Source organism: Pacificoceanicola niger, from assembly GCF_048553275.1.
Lineage (GTDB): Bacteria > Pseudomonadota > Alphaproteobacteria > Rhodobacterales > Rhodobacteraceae > Pacificoceanicola.
On the sequence record NZ_JBLZMW010000004.1, the window covers coordinates 78,512 to 96,101 of the forward strand.

The 17,590-nt window shown below is 62.1% G+C and carries 18 protein-coding genes; 8 read left to right on the forward strand and 10 right to left on the reverse strand.

Features of this window, described 5'->3' with window-relative positions; all coding sequences use genetic code 11:
* Positions 1-36: 36 nt before the first annotated feature.
* The 5 genes from ACN2XU_RS07390 to coxB all read right to left on the reverse strand — a co-directional run bounded on the left by ACN2XU_RS07390 (position 37) and on the right by coxB (position 3,538).
* A complete protein-coding gene (locus tag ACN2XU_RS07390; protein WP_419409777.1) occupies positions 37-846 on the reverse strand; it encodes a cytochrome c oxidase subunit 3 in 810 nt (269 codons plus the stop codon).
* Positions 847-864: 18 nt separating this feature from the next.
* Positions 865-1,449, reverse strand: coding sequence for a cytochrome c oxidase assembly protein (locus tag ACN2XU_RS07395; RefSeq protein WP_419409778.1), 585 nt, complete (start codon positions 1,447-1,449; stop codon positions 865-867).
* Positions 1,439-1,606, reverse strand: coding sequence for a cytochrome c oxidase system small membrane protein (locus tag ACN2XU_RS07400; RefSeq protein ID WP_419409779.1), 168 nt, complete (start codon positions 1,604-1,606; stop codon positions 1,439-1,441). The genes ACN2XU_RS07395 and ACN2XU_RS07400 overlap by 11 nt, the downstream gene beginning before the upstream one ends.
* Complete coding sequence (gene cyoE, locus ACN2XU_RS07405; RefSeq protein ID WP_419409780.1) at positions 1,603-2,538, reverse strand: heme o synthase; 936 nt, start codon at positions 2,536-2,538, stop codon at positions 1,603-1,605. The genes ACN2XU_RS07400 and cyoE overlap by 4 nt, the downstream gene beginning before the upstream one ends.
* 97 nt (positions 2,539-2,635) lie before the next feature.
* Positions 2,636-3,538, reverse strand: a complete 903-nt coding sequence (gene coxB / locus ACN2XU_RS07410) for a cytochrome c oxidase subunit II (protein ID WP_419409781.1) — start codon at positions 3,536-3,538, stop codon at positions 2,636-2,638.
* 193 nt (positions 3,539-3,731) lie between these two features.
* On the opposite strand from coxB, the gene tldD reads away from it, so the two are divergent.
* From tldD to ACN2XU_RS07445, 7 genes are all read left to right on the forward strand, one after another.
* Positions 3,732-5,153, forward strand: coding sequence for a metalloprotease TldD (tldD, locus tag ACN2XU_RS07415; RefSeq protein ID WP_419409782.1), 1,422 nt, complete (start codon positions 3,732-3,734; stop codon positions 5,151-5,153).
* An 88-nt stretch (positions 5,154-5,241) separates the two neighbouring features.
* Entirely contained in the window at positions 5,242-5,577 is a 336-nt protein-coding gene (locus ACN2XU_RS07420) for a hypothetical protein (RefSeq protein ID WP_419409783.1), read from the forward strand.
* A 191-nt stretch (positions 5,578-5,768) separates the two neighbouring features.
* Complete coding sequence (gene dprA, locus ACN2XU_RS07425) at positions 5,769-6,968, forward strand: DNA-processing protein DprA (protein ID WP_419409784.1); 1,200 nt, start codon at positions 5,769-5,771, stop codon at positions 6,966-6,968.
* A gap of 168 nt (positions 6,969-7,136) precedes the next feature.
* Positions 7,137-9,842, forward strand: a complete 2,706-nt coding sequence (gene topA, locus ACN2XU_RS07430) for a type I DNA topoisomerase (protein WP_419409785.1) — start codon at positions 7,137-7,139, stop codon at positions 9,840-9,842.
* A gap of 111 nt (positions 9,843-9,953) precedes the next feature.
* Positions 9,954-10,517, forward strand: coding sequence for a L,D-transpeptidase (locus tag ACN2XU_RS07435; RefSeq protein ID WP_419409786.1), 564 nt, complete (start codon positions 9,954-9,956; stop codon positions 10,515-10,517).
* Positions 10,518-10,698: 181 nt separating this feature from the next.
* The gene (locus ACN2XU_RS07440) at positions 10,699-11,403 is read left to right on the forward strand and encodes a CoA transferase subunit A (protein ID WP_419409787.1); all 705 of its coding nucleotides are present in this window, start codon (positions 10,699-10,701) and stop codon (positions 11,401-11,403) included.
* A complete protein-coding gene (locus tag ACN2XU_RS07445; protein ID WP_419409788.1) occupies positions 11,403-12,026 on the forward strand; it encodes a 3-oxoacid CoA-transferase subunit B in 624 nt (207 codons plus the stop codon). The genes ACN2XU_RS07440 and ACN2XU_RS07445 overlap by 1 nt, the downstream gene beginning before the upstream one ends.
* Positions 12,027-12,181: 155 nt before the next feature.
* On the opposite strand, the gene ACN2XU_RS07450 is transcribed toward ACN2XU_RS07445, so the two are convergent.
* The 3 genes from ACN2XU_RS07450 to ACN2XU_RS07460 are packed head-to-tail and all read right to left on the reverse strand — an operon-like array spanning position 12,182 to position 14,233.
* On the reverse strand, positions 12,182-12,724 hold the full coding sequence (locus ACN2XU_RS07450; RefSeq protein WP_419409789.1) for an adenine phosphoribosyltransferase: 543 nt from the start codon (positions 12,722-12,724) through the stop codon (positions 12,182-12,184).
* Positions 12,721-13,344, reverse strand: coding sequence for a LysE family translocator (locus tag ACN2XU_RS07455; RefSeq protein ID WP_419409790.1), 624 nt, complete (start codon positions 13,342-13,344; stop codon positions 12,721-12,723). Before ACN2XU_RS07455 ends, ACN2XU_RS07450 begins: the two co-directional genes overlap by 4 nt.
* A 7-nt stretch (positions 13,345-13,351) precedes the next feature.
* The gene (locus ACN2XU_RS07460; protein ID WP_419409791.1) at positions 13,352-14,233 is read right to left on the reverse strand and encodes an S-methyl-5'-thioadenosine phosphorylase; all 882 of its coding nucleotides are present in this window, start codon (positions 14,231-14,233) and stop codon (positions 13,352-13,354) included.
* A gap of 245 nt (positions 14,234-14,478) precedes the next feature.
* On the opposite strand from ACN2XU_RS07460, the gene ACN2XU_RS07465 reads away from it, so the two are divergent.
* A complete protein-coding gene (locus ACN2XU_RS07465) occupies positions 14,479-16,095 on the forward strand; it encodes a SulP family inorganic anion transporter (protein ID WP_419409792.1) in 1,617 nt (538 codons plus the stop codon).
* A 209-nt stretch (positions 16,096-16,304) separates the two neighbouring features.
* Here the strand turns inward: ACN2XU_RS07465 and ACN2XU_RS07470 are convergent, their stop codons facing one another.
* Both ACN2XU_RS07470 and ACN2XU_RS07475 read right to left on the reverse strand, forming a co-directional pair.
* Positions 16,305-16,967 (reverse strand): CatB-related O-acetyltransferase, encoded by a 663-nt coding sequence (locus ACN2XU_RS07470; RefSeq protein ID WP_419409793.1) that lies wholly within the window; start codon positions 16,965-16,967, stop codon positions 16,305-16,307.
* Between the two features lie 149 nt (positions 16,968-17,116).
* On the reverse strand, positions 17,117-17,383 hold the full coding sequence (locus ACN2XU_RS07475; RefSeq protein WP_419409794.1) for a hypothetical protein: 267 nt from the start codon (positions 17,381-17,383) through the stop codon (positions 17,117-17,119).
* Between the last annotated feature and the right edge of the window lie 207 nt (positions 17,384-17,590).

Here is a 17,590-nt window from a genome sequence, read left to right on the forward strand (position 1 = left end):
CCCTACGAGGCCCGGAGCGCCTGGCATCCGGTCGGATCAGCCGCCCCAGATGTAGACAGCTGCGAACAGGAAGAGCCAGACCACGTCAACGAAATGCCAGTACCATGCCGCCGCCTCAAACCCGATGTGCGATTCCGGCGTGAAGTGACCGGCGTAGACCCGCATCAGGCAGATGAAGAGGAAGATGGTGCCGACCACGACGTGGAAGCCATGGAAGCCCGTCGCCATGTAGAAGTTGGCGCCATAGATGTTGCCGGCGAAGCCGAAGGCCGCGTGGCTGTATTCATATACCTGAAACACGGTGAAGATGGCCCCGAGAGCGATGGCAAGGATCAGGCCCCACTTCATGTCCTGGCGGTTGTTGTTCTCATGCACAAGCGCGTGGTGCGCCCACGTCGCCGCGGCACCGGAGCACAGCAGGATCAGGGTGTTGATCAGCGGCAGGTGGAACGGATCGAATGTTTCGATCCCTGCAGGCGGCCAGACCCCATCAACCTGTGGCGAAAGGCCATCGGGGTGCATCGGGTACATGGCATGTTTGAAGAACGACCAGAACCAGGCGAAGAAGAACATCACCTCGGACATGATGAACAGGATGAAGCCATAGCGCAGGCCGATCTGCACGACCGGGGTGTGATCGCCAGCCTTGTTTTCTGCGACAGTTTCGGACCACCAGCCGAACATGACATACAGAACGCCGACGAGGCCGATCAGCATGATCCAGGGTCCACCATCGTGGAAGAACCGGACTGCGCCGTAAAGCATGATGAACCCGGCCACCGATGCGGCGAGCGGCCAGATAGAGGGGTTCAGGATGTGATAGTCGTGGTTTTTTTCATGCGCCATCTTCAGTCCTCTTAGGCGTTAGTTCACGGACGCTTTCGAGCCCGGATCGGTGGCAAGAGCGGCCTGCGTGTCTTCGGGCAGGTCGATCTCGAAAAAGGTGTAGGAGAGCGTGATGTGGTTGGTGAACTTCGCGTCGGGATCGTCAACGATCTCCGGGTCGACATAGAACACCACCGGCATCTCGACACGCTCGCCAGGCTGGAGAACCTGCTCGGTAAAGCAGAAACATTCGATTTTGAAGAAGAAATTGCCGGCATCGAAGGGGGCAACGTTATAGGTCGCCTGCCCGGCGATGGGGCGATCCGTGGGGTTGTAGGCCTCGTAGAAGGCCAGGCCTTCTTCGCCGATGCGCAACTCCATTTCCGGCTGCATGGGTTTGAATTCCCAGGCCATCGACGGTTCCTTCGACGCGTCGAAGCGGACCTTGATGGTGCGGTCGAGAATTACGTCGCTGGAGGCCGTGGCCACGGAGGTCGAGCCGCCGTAGCCGGTCACTGCACAAAACCAGCTGTAGAGCGGGACGGAGGCCCAGGCCATCGCGCCCATGAACCCTACGACGCCGACCAATTGCAGAACGGTTTTGCTCTTGGGATCAATTGCCATTCTGAACCTCCGTCGGTTGCATCTGGAAATCGCCTCGCGTGACCTTGACGACGGACATGCCGAAGAAGATCGCGACAAGCGCAGCCAGTGTCAGCCCAACGCCAAGATTTCGGCTGAACCGACGTCCATGCAGTTCGTGTTGTTTGCTCAGGCTCATGCGAAAATTCCCATACGGTCAATGCCCGCCTCGATCAGGATCGCGCCGAAGTGCGCGAAAAGGTAGAGCAGCGAGAGTTTGAAGAACTTCTTTTCCGTTAGGAAGTTGTCCGTTTCGGACGCCTCTTCGTCACGGCGCCAGATCTGCCAGGCACCCTTGAGGAAGAGCGCGTTCAGCACCACCGCAACAGCGAGATAGACCGGGCCGCCAACCTGCGTGAAGCCGAGCGCCAGGGCAAAAATGGCCAGCAGGATCGTGTAGATGAGGATATGCGTACGGGTCGCGCGACGGCCGTGTGTGACGGTCAGCATCGGCACGGTGGCATTGTCATAATCCATGCGCACGAAGAGGGCGAGGGCCCAGAAATGCGGCGGTGTCCAGAGGAACGTCAGGCAGAACATCAGAACCGAGGCGGTAGAAATATCGCCCGTGGCCGCGGCCCAGCCGATCATCGGGGGAAAGGCCCCGGCGGCGCCGCCAATGACGATGTTCTGCGGGGTCAGCCGCTTGAGCCACATGGTGTAGATCACCACGTAGAAGAAAATGGTAAAGGCCAGAAGCCCCCCTGCCAGCCAGTTGGTGGCGAGGCCAAGGAACACGCAGGCAAAGACCGACAGGGTCATGCCGATGGCAAAGGCCTCTTCGCGGGTCACTTTGCCCGAGGGAACCGGTCGCTTCCTCGTGCGCTTCATCACCGCATCGATGTCACTGTCGTACCACATGTTCAGCGCGCCAGAGGCCCCGCCGCCCAGAGCGATGAACAAGATCGCCACGAAGCCGATGAAGGGGTGCACAGGGACGGGCGCAGCCAGCAGGCCGACAAAGGCCGTAAAGACGACAAGGGTCATCACGCGCGGCTTCAGCAGAGCGAAATAATCGCTGAACTGTGCTTCGCCTTCGATTGGCCGACTGTCAAAGCTTGCGTCGCTCATGGCATTCCCTTGGGGTGCGGTTGTTTCGTCTTTGGAAGGGCCAGCGCCGCCCGGGCGCTGGCCTTTGTCAGGGCGGGGCGAGCAGCCCCGGAGGCGCTCAGTTCGTCAGAACTTCACGAACGTCGGTGTAACCACCTTGCTCGACCGAACGTTCGAGCCAGGCCTGATACGCCTCTTCGCTGACCACTTTGACGGTGATCGGCATGTAGGCGTGATCCTTGCCGCAAAGCTCCGAGCACTGGCCGAAGTAGACGCCTTCACGCTCGGGCTTGAACCACAGCTCGGCAAGCCGGCCGGGAACCGCGTCCTGCTTCACGCCAAAGGCCGGGATGGTCCAGGAGTGGATGACATCGGCGCCGGTGATCTGCATCACGATGGTCTTACCAACCGGCACCACGACGGCAGTGTCCGTCGCGAGCAGGAAATCGTCGCCTGAATAACCGGCGCGCTCGAGGCGCGCGGTCATGGCGTCGCTGCGGACGAAATCCTGTGCACCGGCGTCGTAATCCTCACCGGTCATGGTGGCCGGGTGGCCTAGCATGTAACTGTCGTAGCCGAGATCGGTGCCGACGTACTCATAACCCCAGTACCACTGGTAGCCGGTCGCCTTGATCACGATGTCGCCATCGGGAATCTCCTGCTGCTTGAACAGCACCGGGAGCGAGAATGCACCGATGAACACGAGGATCACGATGGGACCAAGCGTCCATGCGATCTCGATCGGCGTGTTGTGGGTAAAGGTGCCGGGCGTCTTGTTGGCGCGTTCGTTGAAGCGGATGTAGGCAACGACCAGCAGGGCCACCACGAGGAGGCTGATGACCGTGATGATGAACAGCAGCAGGCCGTCAAGCCACTGAAGGTCACGCGCCAGTTCGGTCGCGGCGGGCTGAAAGCCCATCTTGCCGTCGGTCGGGCGACCGACCACTTCGAGATCTTGCGCCAGGGCCGGCGCGGCGATGAAGGCTGTGGCAAGGCCGGTCAGCATCGATTTCAATTGCATGTGTCACCCTGATCGGTTGTGCGTCTGTCAGTATATCATGTTGGCGTAGAGAGGCGTTAACGCGCGCGACGGATTGAGAATCCGCTCCTCCCATTGCGTATCCTGTGCTTAAAACCATATTCTGACGCACCATTAAAGACATACTCTTGCGGCAAAGCGCCGCTTTTTTGATCTGGATCAAACCGAGGACCTCATGACCGACGCGCTCTTCCGCCCTTTCGAGACCCATCTGGACCGCGATGCGGCCACGTCCTTCCTGCGACAGGCGCTTTCGGGGGCCGAAGATGGCGAGCTCTTTCTTGAACGGCGGCGATCCGAGACGCTGGTGCTGGATGACGGTAGAATCAAGACCGCGAGCTATGACGCGTCCGAGGGATTCGGCCTGCGTGCGGTGAAGGGCGAGGTGGCGGGCTATGCCCATGCCACCGAAATCAGCGAAAGCGCTCTCAAGCGGGCGTCCGAAACCGCGCGGCTCGCTGTTGGCGATGGTGGCGGGGTCATGGCGCCCCCGCCCTCGGGCACCAACCGCACACTTTATACCGATGCCGATCCGATCGCTGGTGCCGCGTTCCCGGTCAAGGTCGAGACGCTGCGCGAGATCGACGCTTTCATGCGCGATCTCGACCGGCGCGTTGTCCAGGTGACGGCATCCATCGCGGCGTCGCTGCAGGAGGTGGCTATTCTGCGTCCCGAAGGCGGGTTGGTCACGGATGTGCGCCCGATGACCCGTGTCAATGTCAGCGTGATCGTCGAAGAGAACGGCCGCCGCGAGACCGGTACCGCCGGGGGCGGGGGGCGTGTGACACTCGATGGACTTCTGGACCCGCAGGATTGGCAGAGCAAGGCGCGCGAGGCGCTGCGCATCGCCTTGGTCAACCTGAAGGCCGAGGCGGCACCCGCGGGCACCATGGACATCGTGCTTGGGCCGGGCTGGCCCGGGATCTTGCTGCACGAGGCCATCGGTCATGGGCTGGAAGGGGATTTCAATCGCAAGGGCAGCAGCGCCTTTGCCGGGCTGATGGGGCAGCAGATCGCCTCCAAGGGGGTGACCGTTCTGGACGATGGCACCATCCCGGACCGGCGCGGCAGTATTACGGTGGACGACGAAGGCACGCCGTCGGGCAAGAACGTGCTGATCGAGGATGGCAAGCTGGTCGGCTATATGCAGGACCGGCAGAACGCCCGCCTGATGGGCGTAAGCCCCACCGGCAATGGCCGCCGCGAAAGCTATGCGCATATTCCCATGCCGCGCATGACGAACACTTACATGCTGGGCGGTGACGCGGATCCGCAGGATATTGTGGCGGATCTGAAGGATGGGATCTGGGCCGTGGGTTTCGGCGGCGGTCAGGTGGATATCACCAATGGCAAGTTCGTCTTCAGCTGTACTGAAGCCTACCGGGTCAAGAACGGCAAGGTCGGCGCGCCGGTGAAGGGAGCCACGCTGATCGGGGACGGCGCCACGGCGCTGCAGCAGATTCGCGCGCTCGGCAATGACATGGCGCTTGATCCCGGCATGGGCAACTGCGGCAAGCAGGGGCAATGGGTGCCGGTGGGTGTGGGCCAGCCGACCGTGATGATCGGCGGGCTGACCGTGGGCGGCTCGGGTGTCTGAACCCGGCTGGAGGCCGGTGCGCTCAACCCATCTGATCGCTCCGCGCCTCGGTCATCATTTATCCTCCGTCCTGCTGGCGATTGTGGCCATGCTGTTATTTGGCGGGCTTCTCGCGCTTGTCGGCAACACGGCCAAGGGCTCCCTGCCGGTCGTCGGTGCCGCGCTTGAAGCCTTCGGACTTCTGGTCGCCTATTCTTTCTTGCTCAGCTGGCTCGGCCACCTGCCGTTGGCTGTCGTGCTTCATATGGCGTTTCGGCGGGGGCGCGGCGGCTGGCTGGTCGCGGTTCTGGCTGCTGGCGGGATCGGGCTGTTCTGGGCGCAGGTGCTCGCCACACCGATCATCCTGCCTTTCGCTTTGGTGGGCGGTGTCTTGCAAGCCTGGTTGTTGCGGCGTGCGGTCTTGGTCCGGGCGAGCCTGTCTTGATCCGCCAAATGCGGGCGACTCCCAAATCCCAGCCGCATCGCACCGCGCAAACGCCTGCAATCATGATGAATTCAAATTAATGTCACCCTTTTTCAAAGCGTTGGTGATTTATCGCAAATCCACGCGCTGCGGTTTACCTTTGATTAACCGCGCTCGCGCTAAACCTGTACCTGCAAGATGACGGAGCCGGGATGTTCGAGGATACACACTCTTCCACTCACCCCCCACTCCCACCCACCACGGAAGATGATCGGGTGTCGTGGCTCCGTCTCTTGCGCTCACGCCGGGTCGGCGTGGCGACATTCTGGAGATTGATGGCTGAACATGGCTCCGCGCAGGCCGCGTTGGAGGCCCTGCCGGACGTGGCGCGCTCCGCAGGCGTCCACTCCTATTCCGCCTGTCCCGAAAGCACCGCCCTTGCAGAGATGAACGCCGCCCGGCAGCAGGGCGCGCGCATGCTGTGTTGCGGGGATCCGCTTTATCCGCCCGACCTTGCCGAACTCTCGGATGCGCCGCCGATCCTCTGGCTGATCGGCGATCCCGAGGTGATGCTGCGGCCCATGGTTGCGTTGGTAGGCGCGCGCAATGCCTCCTCTCTTGGCCTGCGCATGGCGCGCGGTCTGGCCGAAGGGCTATCGGACGCGGGTTATGTGGTGTCGTCGGGTTTGGCGCGCGGCATCGACACCGCGGCCCACCTTGCGTCCATGCCCGGCGGCACCGTCGCGGTTCTGGCTGGCGGGGTCGACATTCTATACCCGGCCGAAAACACGCCGCTGGCCGAGCAGATCATCGCATACGGTGGTGCCCGGATCAGCGAGCAACCAATGGGGATGCAGCCGGTTGCGCGCCACTTCCCCACCCGCAACCGCATCATCTCCGGTTTGAGCCAGGCCGTCGTGGTAATCGAGGCCGCCGCAAAGTCCGGTTCTCTGATCACGGCCCGCAACGCGCTTGATCAGGGACGCGATGTGCTGGCGGTGCCGGGACATCCGCTCGATGCTCGCGCCGGCGGGTGCAACATGCTGATCCGCGATGGCGCTCGCCTGGTTCGGTCGGTGGATGACGTGCTGGAAGCGTTGCCACCGATGCGGGCCGCGCGCGCGCAGCCTGAACTCGACCTCGCCCCGCCAGAGCGGCCTGCGGCCGGCCCGGTCGCCAATCCGCCACAGGAAAACCCAAGGCCGCGCAAGAGCAGGAGCCTGCAGGATGTCGCACGGCTGCACAGCGAGATCCTTGCCCGGCTCGGACCCTCGCCGGTGGCCGAAGATCAGCTCATGCGCGATATCGGAGCGCCGTCCGCCGCGCTCGCGCCGGTGCTGACCGATCTGGAACTCGAAGGCCGGATCGAGCGACAGCCGGGCGGTCTGCTGGCGCTGATCGTGTCGCGGTGAACGGGGCAAATCGCCGCGCGGCACAGGCTTGAAAACATGTCCACTTTATCGCCGTTACCGCCGGGGCGCGAGTGCCGCGATTGACATTTCCCCCTTGCGCCCCACATCCCTGATCGCCATACGCTGGCCGTCAAGAGCCGGAATTTGATGTAAGAGGTTTGCCAATCCATGCCCGTCGTTGTCGTCGAGTCGCCTGCTAAAGCCAAGACAATCAACAAGTATCTGGGATCCGATTACACGGTTCTGGCGTCCTATGGGCATGTGCGCGACCTGCCGCCGAAAAACGGTTCGGTCGATACAGAAGACAATTTCGCGATGAAATGGGAGATCGCCAACGACTCGCGCAAGCATGTCGCGGCTATCGCCGAAGCGCTGAAAACCGATGACAATCTGATCCTCGCGACTGACCCCGATCGCGAAGGCGAGGCGATTTCCTGGCACCTCAAGGAGGCGCTGACCAAGCGCCGCTCGATCAAGAAATCGACCCATGTCAGCCGCGTCACCTTCAACGCCATCACCAAACAGGCGGTGACAGAGGCGATGAAGAACCCGCGCGACATCGACGCGCCGCTGGTGGAGGCCTACCTCGCCCGGCGGGCGCTCGATTACCTCGTCGGTTTCAACCTGTCGCCGGTCCTCTGGCGCAAACTGCCCGGCGCACGGTCGGCCGGTCGGGTGCAGTCGGTCTGCCTGCGGCTGATCGTCGAACGCGAGATGGAAATCGAGGCGTTCAACCCGCGGGAGTACTGGCAGGTCAAGGCACAGTTGACCACGCCGCGCAATCAGAGCTACGAGGCGCGACTGACGACCCTGGCGGGCAAGAAGCTCGACCGCTTCGACCTGGCCAACGAGACCGATGCCGAAATGGCGGTCAGCGCGATCGAAAAGCGCCAGCTCAAGATCGCGTCGGTCGAGGCGAAGCCGGCCAGCCGCAATCCCTCCGCGCCCTTCATGACCTCGACGCTGCAGCAAGAGGCCAGCCGCAAGTTCGGCATGGGCGCTCGCCAGTGCATGAACACGGCGCAGCGGCTTTATGAGGCCGGGCACATTACCTATATGCGGACCGACGGCATCGATATGGCGCCCGAGGCGGTGAGCGAATGTCGCGATGCGATCAAGGATCGCTACGGCGCCGAATACGTGCCGAAAGAGCCGCGCATCTACAAGAACAAGGCCAAGAATGCGCAGGAAGCGCACGAATGTATTCGCCCGACCGACATGACCAAGGACGCGTCCGCGCTGAAGCTCAAGGACGAGGACCAACGTCGGCTCTATGATCTGATCTGGAAACGCACGCTGGCCTGTCAGATGTCTGGCGCACGGCTGGAGCGCACCACGGTCGAGATCGAGAGCGACGATCGTCAGGTTGGCCTGCGGGCGACCGGCCAGGTCGTGGTTTTCGACGGCTTTCTGAAGGTCTACGAAGAAGGCCGCGACGAGCCGGAGGATGACGGCGACGGAAACCGCCTGCCGCAGATCATGCAAGGCGAGCCGGCGAAATTCGACGGAAGTGCGCTCGAAGCGGCTTATGACAAGGCGGGCGAGAAAGCCGAGACACTGGTCGAAGGCGCCGCGCCGCAGGGCATGCAAAAGAACGGCGTCGCGGTTCTGGCCAAGAACGGCGCGGTCCTGGCCCTTCAGAGCCATACCCAGCCGCCGCCGCGCTATACCGAAGCGACACTGGTCAAGAAGATGGAAGAGCTCGGCATCGGTCGCCCCTCGACCTACGCCTCGGTGATCACGACGATTCAGGACCGCGAATATGTCCGCAAGGAACAGAACCGTCTGTTCCCGGAGGACAAAGGCCGGATCGTCACGATCTTCCTGCTGAATTTCTTCAAGCGCTATGTGGAGTATGACTTCACGGCTGCGCTGGAAAACGAGCTTGATCAGGTTTCGGCAGGCGATGAAGATTACAAGGAACTGCTGGCCAAGTTCTGGCGCGATTTCAGCGCCGCCATTGCCGAGACGTCTGATCTTCGCATCGCCGAAGTGCTCGATATCCTTGACGATGCTTTGGCACCGCAGCTCTATCCGCCCCGCGAAGATGGCACGGACCCGCGCGTGTGCCCGAAATGCGGCAAGGGGCAGCTCCACTTGAAGACCTCCCGGTCGGGTGGGTTTGTTGGCTGTGGCAACTATCCCGAATGCACTTACACGCGCCCGATCACCGGCGAAGGCACCGAGGCCGAGGAAAAGCTGCTTGGCCACGATGATGGCGACGAAATCTGGCTCAAGAGTGGCCGCTACGGGCCGTATCTGCAGCGCGGCGAGATCAACCCGGCATCGAAAGAAAAGCCCCACCGGGCCAACCTCCCGAAGGACCGCGCCAAGAAATTCATGCCCGGCTGGGCGCCCGACGACATCACCTTGGAAAAGGCGGTGACGCTGCTGACGCTGCCACGGATTGTTGGCCTGCACCCCGATGGTGGAGAGATCAAGGCGGCGCTCGGCCCCTTCGGCCCGTACATTATGCATCAGCTGCCTGACGAGGAAAAACCGGTCTACGTGAACCTCAAGGAACTGGTCGAGGTCTTCGAGATCGGCATGAACCATTCGGTCGAGCTCTTGGCCGAAAAACGCGCCAACCCCGGTCGGGGCAGGGGGGCTGCGGCCAAGGCGCTGCGCGAGCTCGGCGATCATCCGGACGGCGGCAAGATCGCGCTCTACGAAGGGCGCTATGGCCCCTATGCCAAGTGGGAAAAGATCAACGCGACCTTGCCGGACGATGTGGACCCGGAAAAGCTGACGCTGGAAAAAGCGATCGAGCTGGTCAATGAACGGGCGGCAAAGAGCGGCAAGAAGAAACCTGCGAAAAAGCCGGCGGCCAGGAAAGCGCCAGCCAAGAAGACGGCGGCAAAGACAAAAAAGTGACAGGGTTGGCGGCAAAGTGCGCAGTCATATCCGGTAAACGGTATGTGATTTCTCTTTGACCGTCACCTATGATCCTGTGGCGCCCGAAACGGCGACAGAAAGGTCTCTCTCATGACCAAGAACACGATGTCCCGCCGCGGCCTGATGGCGGGCGGCGCGGCGCTTCTCTTTACTCCTGCGATTGCGCGGGCGCAGCAGGCGGACCCCTTGATCCGCCGCAATGTCTCCAGCTTTGTGAGCCAGGACTGGCGCGAGCACTTCGACACACTCGGCGTTGGCTGTATCGTTTGCGACACGGGCAGTCGTGCGCTGCACTACTGGTCTGCCGATGGCAGCGATTACCGGGTTTATCCGACCTCCGTGCCGAAAACCGATGAGCTGACCAAACGCGGCTACAGCGAAATCGTGCGCAAGAAGGTCGGGCCGAGCTGGACCCCGACCGCGAGCCAGATGGAACGCTTCCCGGACTGGCATCCGGTCGAGGGCGGCGCGCCGGACAATCCGCTTGGCACACATGCCATGTATCTTGACTGGCCCGCTTACCTGATCCACGGCACCCATGACACGCGCAAGATCGGACGCCCGTCGTCGGATGGCTGCATTGGCCTGTACAATGAAAAGATTGCGGAGCTCTTCGCGATCACCGAGATCGGCACTCAAGTCCGGATGATCTGAACCGCTCCGGGCCTGAAAACACTCCCGAATCCTCTGTCAAAGCCGCGCTTGACCGCGCGGCTTTGGTGTATCTGGAGATTCCAGAGCATGTTAACGCTCGCAGTGCCGGGGGCTGTCATTGACTCTCTGCTGCCCTGCGGCGAAAACTCGCGGCAACTCATGATCTCAAGGGAGTAGCTCGATGAAAAAGGTTTACGGCTCGGCGGCGGAGGCCCTTGACGGCATCCTGCACGACGGGATGCTGATCGCCGCGGGGGGCTTTGGCTTGTGCGGTATTCCCGAACTGCTGATCGATGCGCTGGTCGAGAGCGGCGTCAAGGATCTGACCGTCGCATCGAACAACGCGGGCGTGGATGGGTTCGGCCTTGGCAAACTGCTGGAAACCAAGCAGATCAAGAAGATGATGTCGTCCTATGTTGGGGAAAACGCCGAGTTCATGCGGCAGTACCTGTCCGGGGAGCTTGAGTTGGAATTCAACCCGCAGGGGACCCTGGCCGAGCGCATGCGCGCCGGCGGAGCGGGTATTCCGGGCTTCTACACCAAGACCGGCGTCGGCACCCAGATCGCCGAGGGCAAGGAAGTGAAGCAGTTCCATGGCGAGGACTACATCCTCGAAGAGGGCATCTTTGCCGATCTGGCTATCGTGAAAGCATGGAAAGCGGACGACACCGGCAACCTCGTGTTCCGCAAGACCGCCCGCAACTTCAACCCGCCCGCTGCCATGTGCGGCAAGATCTGTGTGGTGGAGGTCGAAGAAATCGTCCCGCGCGGCTCCATCGACCCCGATCACATCCACCTGCCGGGCATCTATGTGCACCGGATCATTCAAGGCGAGCACGAAAAGCGGATCGAACAACGCACCGTGCGCAAGCGGGAGGACGCATAATGCCCTGGGATCGCAATCAAATGGCGGCACGTGCCGCAGAGGAACTCGAAGACGGCATGTACGTGAACCTCGGGATCGGTATCCCGACGCTCGTTGCCAACTACGTCGGTGACAAGGACATCACGCTGCAATCCGAAAACGGCATGCTCGGCATGGGCCCGTTCCCCTTCGAGGGCGACGAAGATCCGGACCTGATCAACGCGGGCAAGCAAACCATCACCGAGCTGTCGCGCACGTCCTACTTCGACAGCGCCATGAGCTTTGGCATGATCCGTGGCGGCAAGATCGCCGCGGCCATCCTCGGTGCCATGGAAGTGGCCGAGAACGGCGATCTGGCGAACTGGATGATCCCGGGCAAGCTGGTCAAGGGGATGGGCGGCGCCATGGACCTCGTGGCCGGCGTGAAAAAGGTGGTTGTGGTCATGGATCACACCAACAAACACGGCGACAGCAAGCTGCTCAAGGCTTGCACGCTGCCGCTGACGGGCAAGGGAGTGGTGAATCGTATCATCACCAACCTTGGCGTTCTGGACGTCGTCGAGGGCGGCCTGAAGATCGTCGAATGCGCCGATGGCGTGACCGAAGAAGAGCTGCGCGCGGCGACCGAAGCAACGATCGTCTGATCATTCATCAACGCGCAAAACAAAACGCCCCGGCTCTCTGAGCGCGGGGCGTTTTTCTTTCGCGGGCCCTGGTCTTCACGGGTCCACAAATATCCTGGGGGGCCGGGGGTGAACCCCCCGGCGGTCGGGGCAGGCAACGCCTGATCCGAAACCCCTCAAAGCCCGTCATAGGTGCAAAGTGCATGCACCTCCATACCCATCGCCTCAAGCTTTTTGCGCCCTCCAAGGTCCGGCAAATCCACGACAAAGGCACAGCCGATGATCTCTCCGCCAAGTCGTTCGACCAGCTTGATCCCGGCCTCCGCGGTGCCACCGGTGGCCAGCAGGTCATCGACCAACAGGATCTCTTCGCCTGGCAAGATCGCATCGTCGTGGATCTCGACCACGGCCTCGCCATATTCGAGCTGGTATTCCTCCGAGATCACGGCCCCAGGCAATTTGCCTTTCTTGCGGATCGGCACGAACCCGGTGGAGAGCTGGTGCGCGATGGCGCCGCCAAGGATGAACCCGCGCGCCTCCAACCCCACGACCTTGTCAAAGCGCACCCCGGCATAGGGGTGCAGCAGCTGGTCGATGGCCATGCGAAAGCCGCGCGGATCGGCAAAGAGCGTCGTCACGTCTCTGAACAGGATCCCCTCATGGGGAAAATCGACAATGGTTCGGATATAGTCCTGAACCTGCTTGGTTTTCACACTCATGTCGCTCTCCTCAGCGAAGCGGTCAGCACGCCCATGGCGATCAGCGTGGCCCCGCCGGCGCGGGTCAGCCATGTGATTACGGAGGGGCGCGCGATGGTCCGGCGCAGCCGGTCTGCCGCCAGTGCGTAGGCCAGCGCATTGAGCGCGGCAAGGCTGACGAAGGTGGCGATCAGGATTGCGAATTGCGGCAGCAGGGACGCGCTTGCGTCGATGAACTGCGGCACAAAGGCGATGAAGAAGGCGATGCTCTTTGGGTTGAGCGCGGTGACGAGGGCGTTGTGCGTAAACACGCCCTTTGCCGTGACTTCAGCCGCGGGCAGGTTCAGCCCAGTTGATGGCGCGGAGCGGAGCAGCTTGATGCCCAGCCAGATGAGATAGGCCGCGCCGATCCATTTGAGTGCCGTGAACAGCGCGGCAGAGGTGGCAACAAGCGCGCCAAGTCCCAGCAGAGACAGGCTCATGGCGATGAAATCCCCGGTGGCGACCCCGGCGGCGGAAGCCATGGCAACGCTGCGCCCCTTGCTGAGCGCGTAGGACAGGACAAGCAGCACAGTCGGGCCGGGGATCAACAGGAGCGCGGTCGAGGCGGCGACGAAGGTCAGCCAAAGGTCAAGCGACATCAGCGGTTTATCCTGCGTTCAGGACACGGCCCGCCACCGCGTCCAGCTTGGCCAGCACTGCCGGATCGCGGCGGTCAGGGGCGGTCATGACGGCGTGTTCAAGGGCGCGGTCGCAGCCATGCGGGCAGGGCGTGCGATCCGCGCCGAGCAGTGCAGGCAAGCGGCGCACAAGATCGCGGCCTTTTTCCGCATTGCCCATGAGGACCTTGATGATTTCGTTCACGTCGACCTCGCCATGCTGCGGATGCCAGCTGTCGTAGTCGGTGACCATGGCGATGGAGGCATAGCACAGCTCTGCCTCGCGGGCGAGTTTGGCCTCGGGCATGTTGGTCATGCCGATCACATCGGCGCCCCACTGTTCGCGGTACATCTTCGACTCGGCAAGGGTGGAGAATTGCGGACCTTCCATGGCAAGATAGGTGCCGCCGTTATGGATGGTGATGCCCGCGTCCTGCGCCGCCGCGAAACACGCCGCGCCGAGGCGGGGACAGGTGGGATGCGCGACGCTGACATGGGCGACGCAACCTGTTCCGAAAAAGCTTTTCTCGCGGGCAAACGTCCGGTCAATGAACTGATCCACAACGACAAAATCACCCGGAGCCATCTCTTCCCGGAAGGAGCCGCAGGCGCTGATGCTGATCACGTCGGTCACGCCGAGGCGCTTGAGCGCGTCGATATTGGCGCGATAGGGCACGTCGGTCGGGCTGTGGACATGGCCGCGCCCGTGGCGGGGGAGAAAGGCCATTTTGACACCATTGAGGCTGCCGGTCAGGATCTGATCCGAGGGCGCGCCCCAAGGGCTGTCCACCGTGGTCCAGCTCGCCTCTTCCAGGCCGTCGATTTCGTAAATGCCCGATCCGCCGATCACGGCAATCATCGTCTGGCTCATGCCCAATCTCCATTCGTTGGTCGGGGGCAGGGTGCAATGACGGAGGATTGAAGGGAAGAGCCTTCACCGCAATGTGCGCGAATTCTGCGCGGCGGTGTGAAGGGCTGGCGCTGCGTACAAAAGTATTCCGTGATATTTGCAACAGTCCCGACTAATAGGGCTTTAAGGGACCGCACGGTGGGGCCGCTCTGGCCTTTTATGCCGCATCGCAGTAGACGCAGTCGCGCGAACGAAAGGACCCCCCCATGAAAAAAGCTCTGCTGGCGCGTTTCGCCAATCGCCTGGAATTGCCCGATCTGTCTTTGATGCCCGATGAGAAACTGACCGTGGGACGGCTCAGGATCGAATTGCTGGCCGGGCTGACCGTGGCGCTGGCGCTGGTGCCTGAAGCGGTGGCATTTGCCTTTGTCGCTGGCGTCCATCCCTTGGTCGGTCTCTACGCCGCCTTCATGGTTGGCCTGATCACGGCGCTGTTTGGCGGTCGTCCGGGCATGATCTCGGGCGCGACCGGCGCGCTGGCGGTGGTGATGGTGGCGCTGGTGGCGCAGCACGGCGTGGAATACCTGTTCGCAACAGTGGTCCTGATGGGAATCTTGCAGGTTTTTGCGGGGGTTATGCAGTGGGGTAAGTTCATCCGGCTGGTGCCGCATCCGGTCATGCTTGGCTTCGTGAATGGTCTGGCGATCGTGATTTTCCTTGCCCAAATGAGCCAGTTCAAGGTGCCGGGCAGCGCGTTGGAACCGGGGGGCGGTGAATGGCTCAGCGGACTGCCCTTGATCCTGATGCTCGGGCTGACAGGGCTGACCATGGCGATCATCTGGGGCGTGCCGAAACTGACCCGCGTGATCCCGGCGCCGCTGGCCGGTATCGGCATCGTGGCGGCCATCGTGATCGCCTTTGGCCTTGATGTGCCGCGTGTGGGCGACATGGCGTCGATCAAGGGCGGGCTGCCGCCGTTCCATATCCCGAGCGTGCCGTTGAACCTCGAAACCCTTGAAATCATTCTGCCTTATGCGGTCATCCTCGCGGCCATCGGCCTGATTGAAAGCCTGCTGACGCTAAACCTCGTTGGCGAGATGACCAATAAACGCGGCGGCGCCAGCCAGGAGTGCATCGCGCAGGGCGCGGCGAATCTTGTCACGGGGTTTTTCGGCGGCATGGGCGGCTGTGCGATGATCGGGCAGTCGATGATCAACGTGAAGTCCGGCGCGCGGACGCGAATCGCGGGAATCGCGGCGGCGTTGTTCCTGCTGATCTTCATTCTCTTTGCCTCGCGGCTGATCGAATTGATTCCGCTGGCCGCGCTGGTCGGGGTAATGTTCATGGTCGTGATCGGGACCTTCGCGTGGAACTCATTGAAGATATTGGCAAAAGTCCCTGCGATGGATGCCTTTGTCATCATCCTCGTGACTGTGGTAACGGTGATGGAAGACCTTGCCGTGGCGGTTGTCGTGGGGGTGATCGTGAGCGCGCTGGCCTATGCGTGGAACAATGCGCGGCGCATCCACGCCAAGACCTACACCACGCCGGAAAACGCCAAGGTCTACCAAGTGCAGGGGCCGCTGTTCTTTGGCTCCTCGGACGGATTTATCGAGATGTTTCAACCGGATAGCGATCCAAATGTGGTTATCGTCGATTTTGCGGACAGCCGGGTCGTGGACCAGTCGGCGCTGCAGGCCATCGAGGCCGTGGCGGCAAAATACGAGGCGGCGGGCAAGTCAATCCAGTTGCGCCACCTGAGCCGCGATTGCCACCGTTTGTTGAACAAAGCCGGGCACTTGATGGTCGATAGCGACGATGATCCGGACTACCAGATCGCGGTCGATTACGAGGTCCGCACGGGCATCCTTGGCGGTCACTGACAAGGCGAAGGGCGGTCCGGTTAAGGGACCGCCCTTTTGCTTGAGGGGGACACGCTGCGGTTGCATCGCCCGGAGTTTGGTACGATTCGCGGCCTGTTTGGTACAAAACGCCGGGACCGTCTGCGCGGCGATGTCGGCCCGGTTAGCGAGTTTGGTACGTTTTCCACTCTCCGGCCGATCGAGCGGCGGTCGCGCCCTTTGACGTTGCGTCAATTCGGCAGAGAATGTTCCGCCGCATAGCCCGCGAGCGCATCCACGCTGCCAGTCTCCAGGATATGCCGCGCCGCAGCGATCCGCTCTGTCGGCCAGTCCCACCAACGCAGCGCGGTCAACGTGGCGATCTGCTCTTGCGAAAACCGCATCCTTACCACCTGCGCCGGGTTGCCGGCGACGACGGCATAGTCGGGCAGGCTGCCGCGCACGACCGAACCGGCGCCGACAATGACTCCGTTTCCGATCTGCGCCCCCGGCAGGACCAACGCACCGTAGCCAAGCCAGACATCGTGACCGATGGTCATGGGCCGGGTGTCGGGCTGATAGCCGAGCATGGTCTCGGGGTCGAAGACCGCGAAGGGAAAGGTGGATGGGCCACGCATGGCGTGATTGGCCGAAGAGCCGATGAAGCGGACGCCGTGGGCGATCTGGCAGAACTTTCCGATGGTCAGGGTCTCCTGACTGAACGGGAAGAGATACGGGGCGAGGTGTGCCGCCCAATCCGCAACCTCGCCAAAATCGCTGGCATAGGTGTGATCGCCGACGATCATGCGCGGGTGGTCGATGACCGATTTGAGGTAAACGGTGCCGGGATGGGCCGTGCCGTCAGGCAGCGTGATGGGGTGCGACAGATGCGCAGGGGGAAGGGCGTAAGGCATGGAGCCTCCTTTGAAATCCGAGCTGTGTTCAGGGGTTCAAAGGGTCTGGTCCATGGTCGCCTCCATCGATTGATGGCAGCAGTTTACGGGAAAAGCAGGTCGTTGGCGAGTGTTTCACTCATACGGGGATGCATGGGTCCTATGCGGACTCAGTTCCCGGTTTCACCGCACTCCGCCGGAGAGGAGCCCGCATCGCCGCAAGTCTGCTCGGCCATAGGCAGATCCGAACGGACGACGTCGTCGGACAGCACGACGCTCTCCCACTCCTGACCGAGCACCTCTTCGGGCTCTTCATGGGTATTGGTGGGCACGGAGGGCTTTTCCGTCTCGGCCACCGCGCCGCCCGACAAGGCGATGACAGGCAAAAGGGCGGTGAGGGCCGCGATATGGGCACGTGTCTTGAAAGGCGCAGGCATGACGATCCTTCTCCGTAAGAAATCGGATGCAGACTAAACGTTTTGCCCCGGCGCACGAAATGTAATCGGGGGAGTTGGTAAAGCGTCGGGTAACCTTGTCTGGGTTGGTCTGCGGGCGACCTCTGCCACCAGCCGAAAAACGCGGGGGGTGTTGCGCCCGGAGTGATCTGGGCGTGGCGTCGACAGTTTTGCGGGGCAAAACTGCGA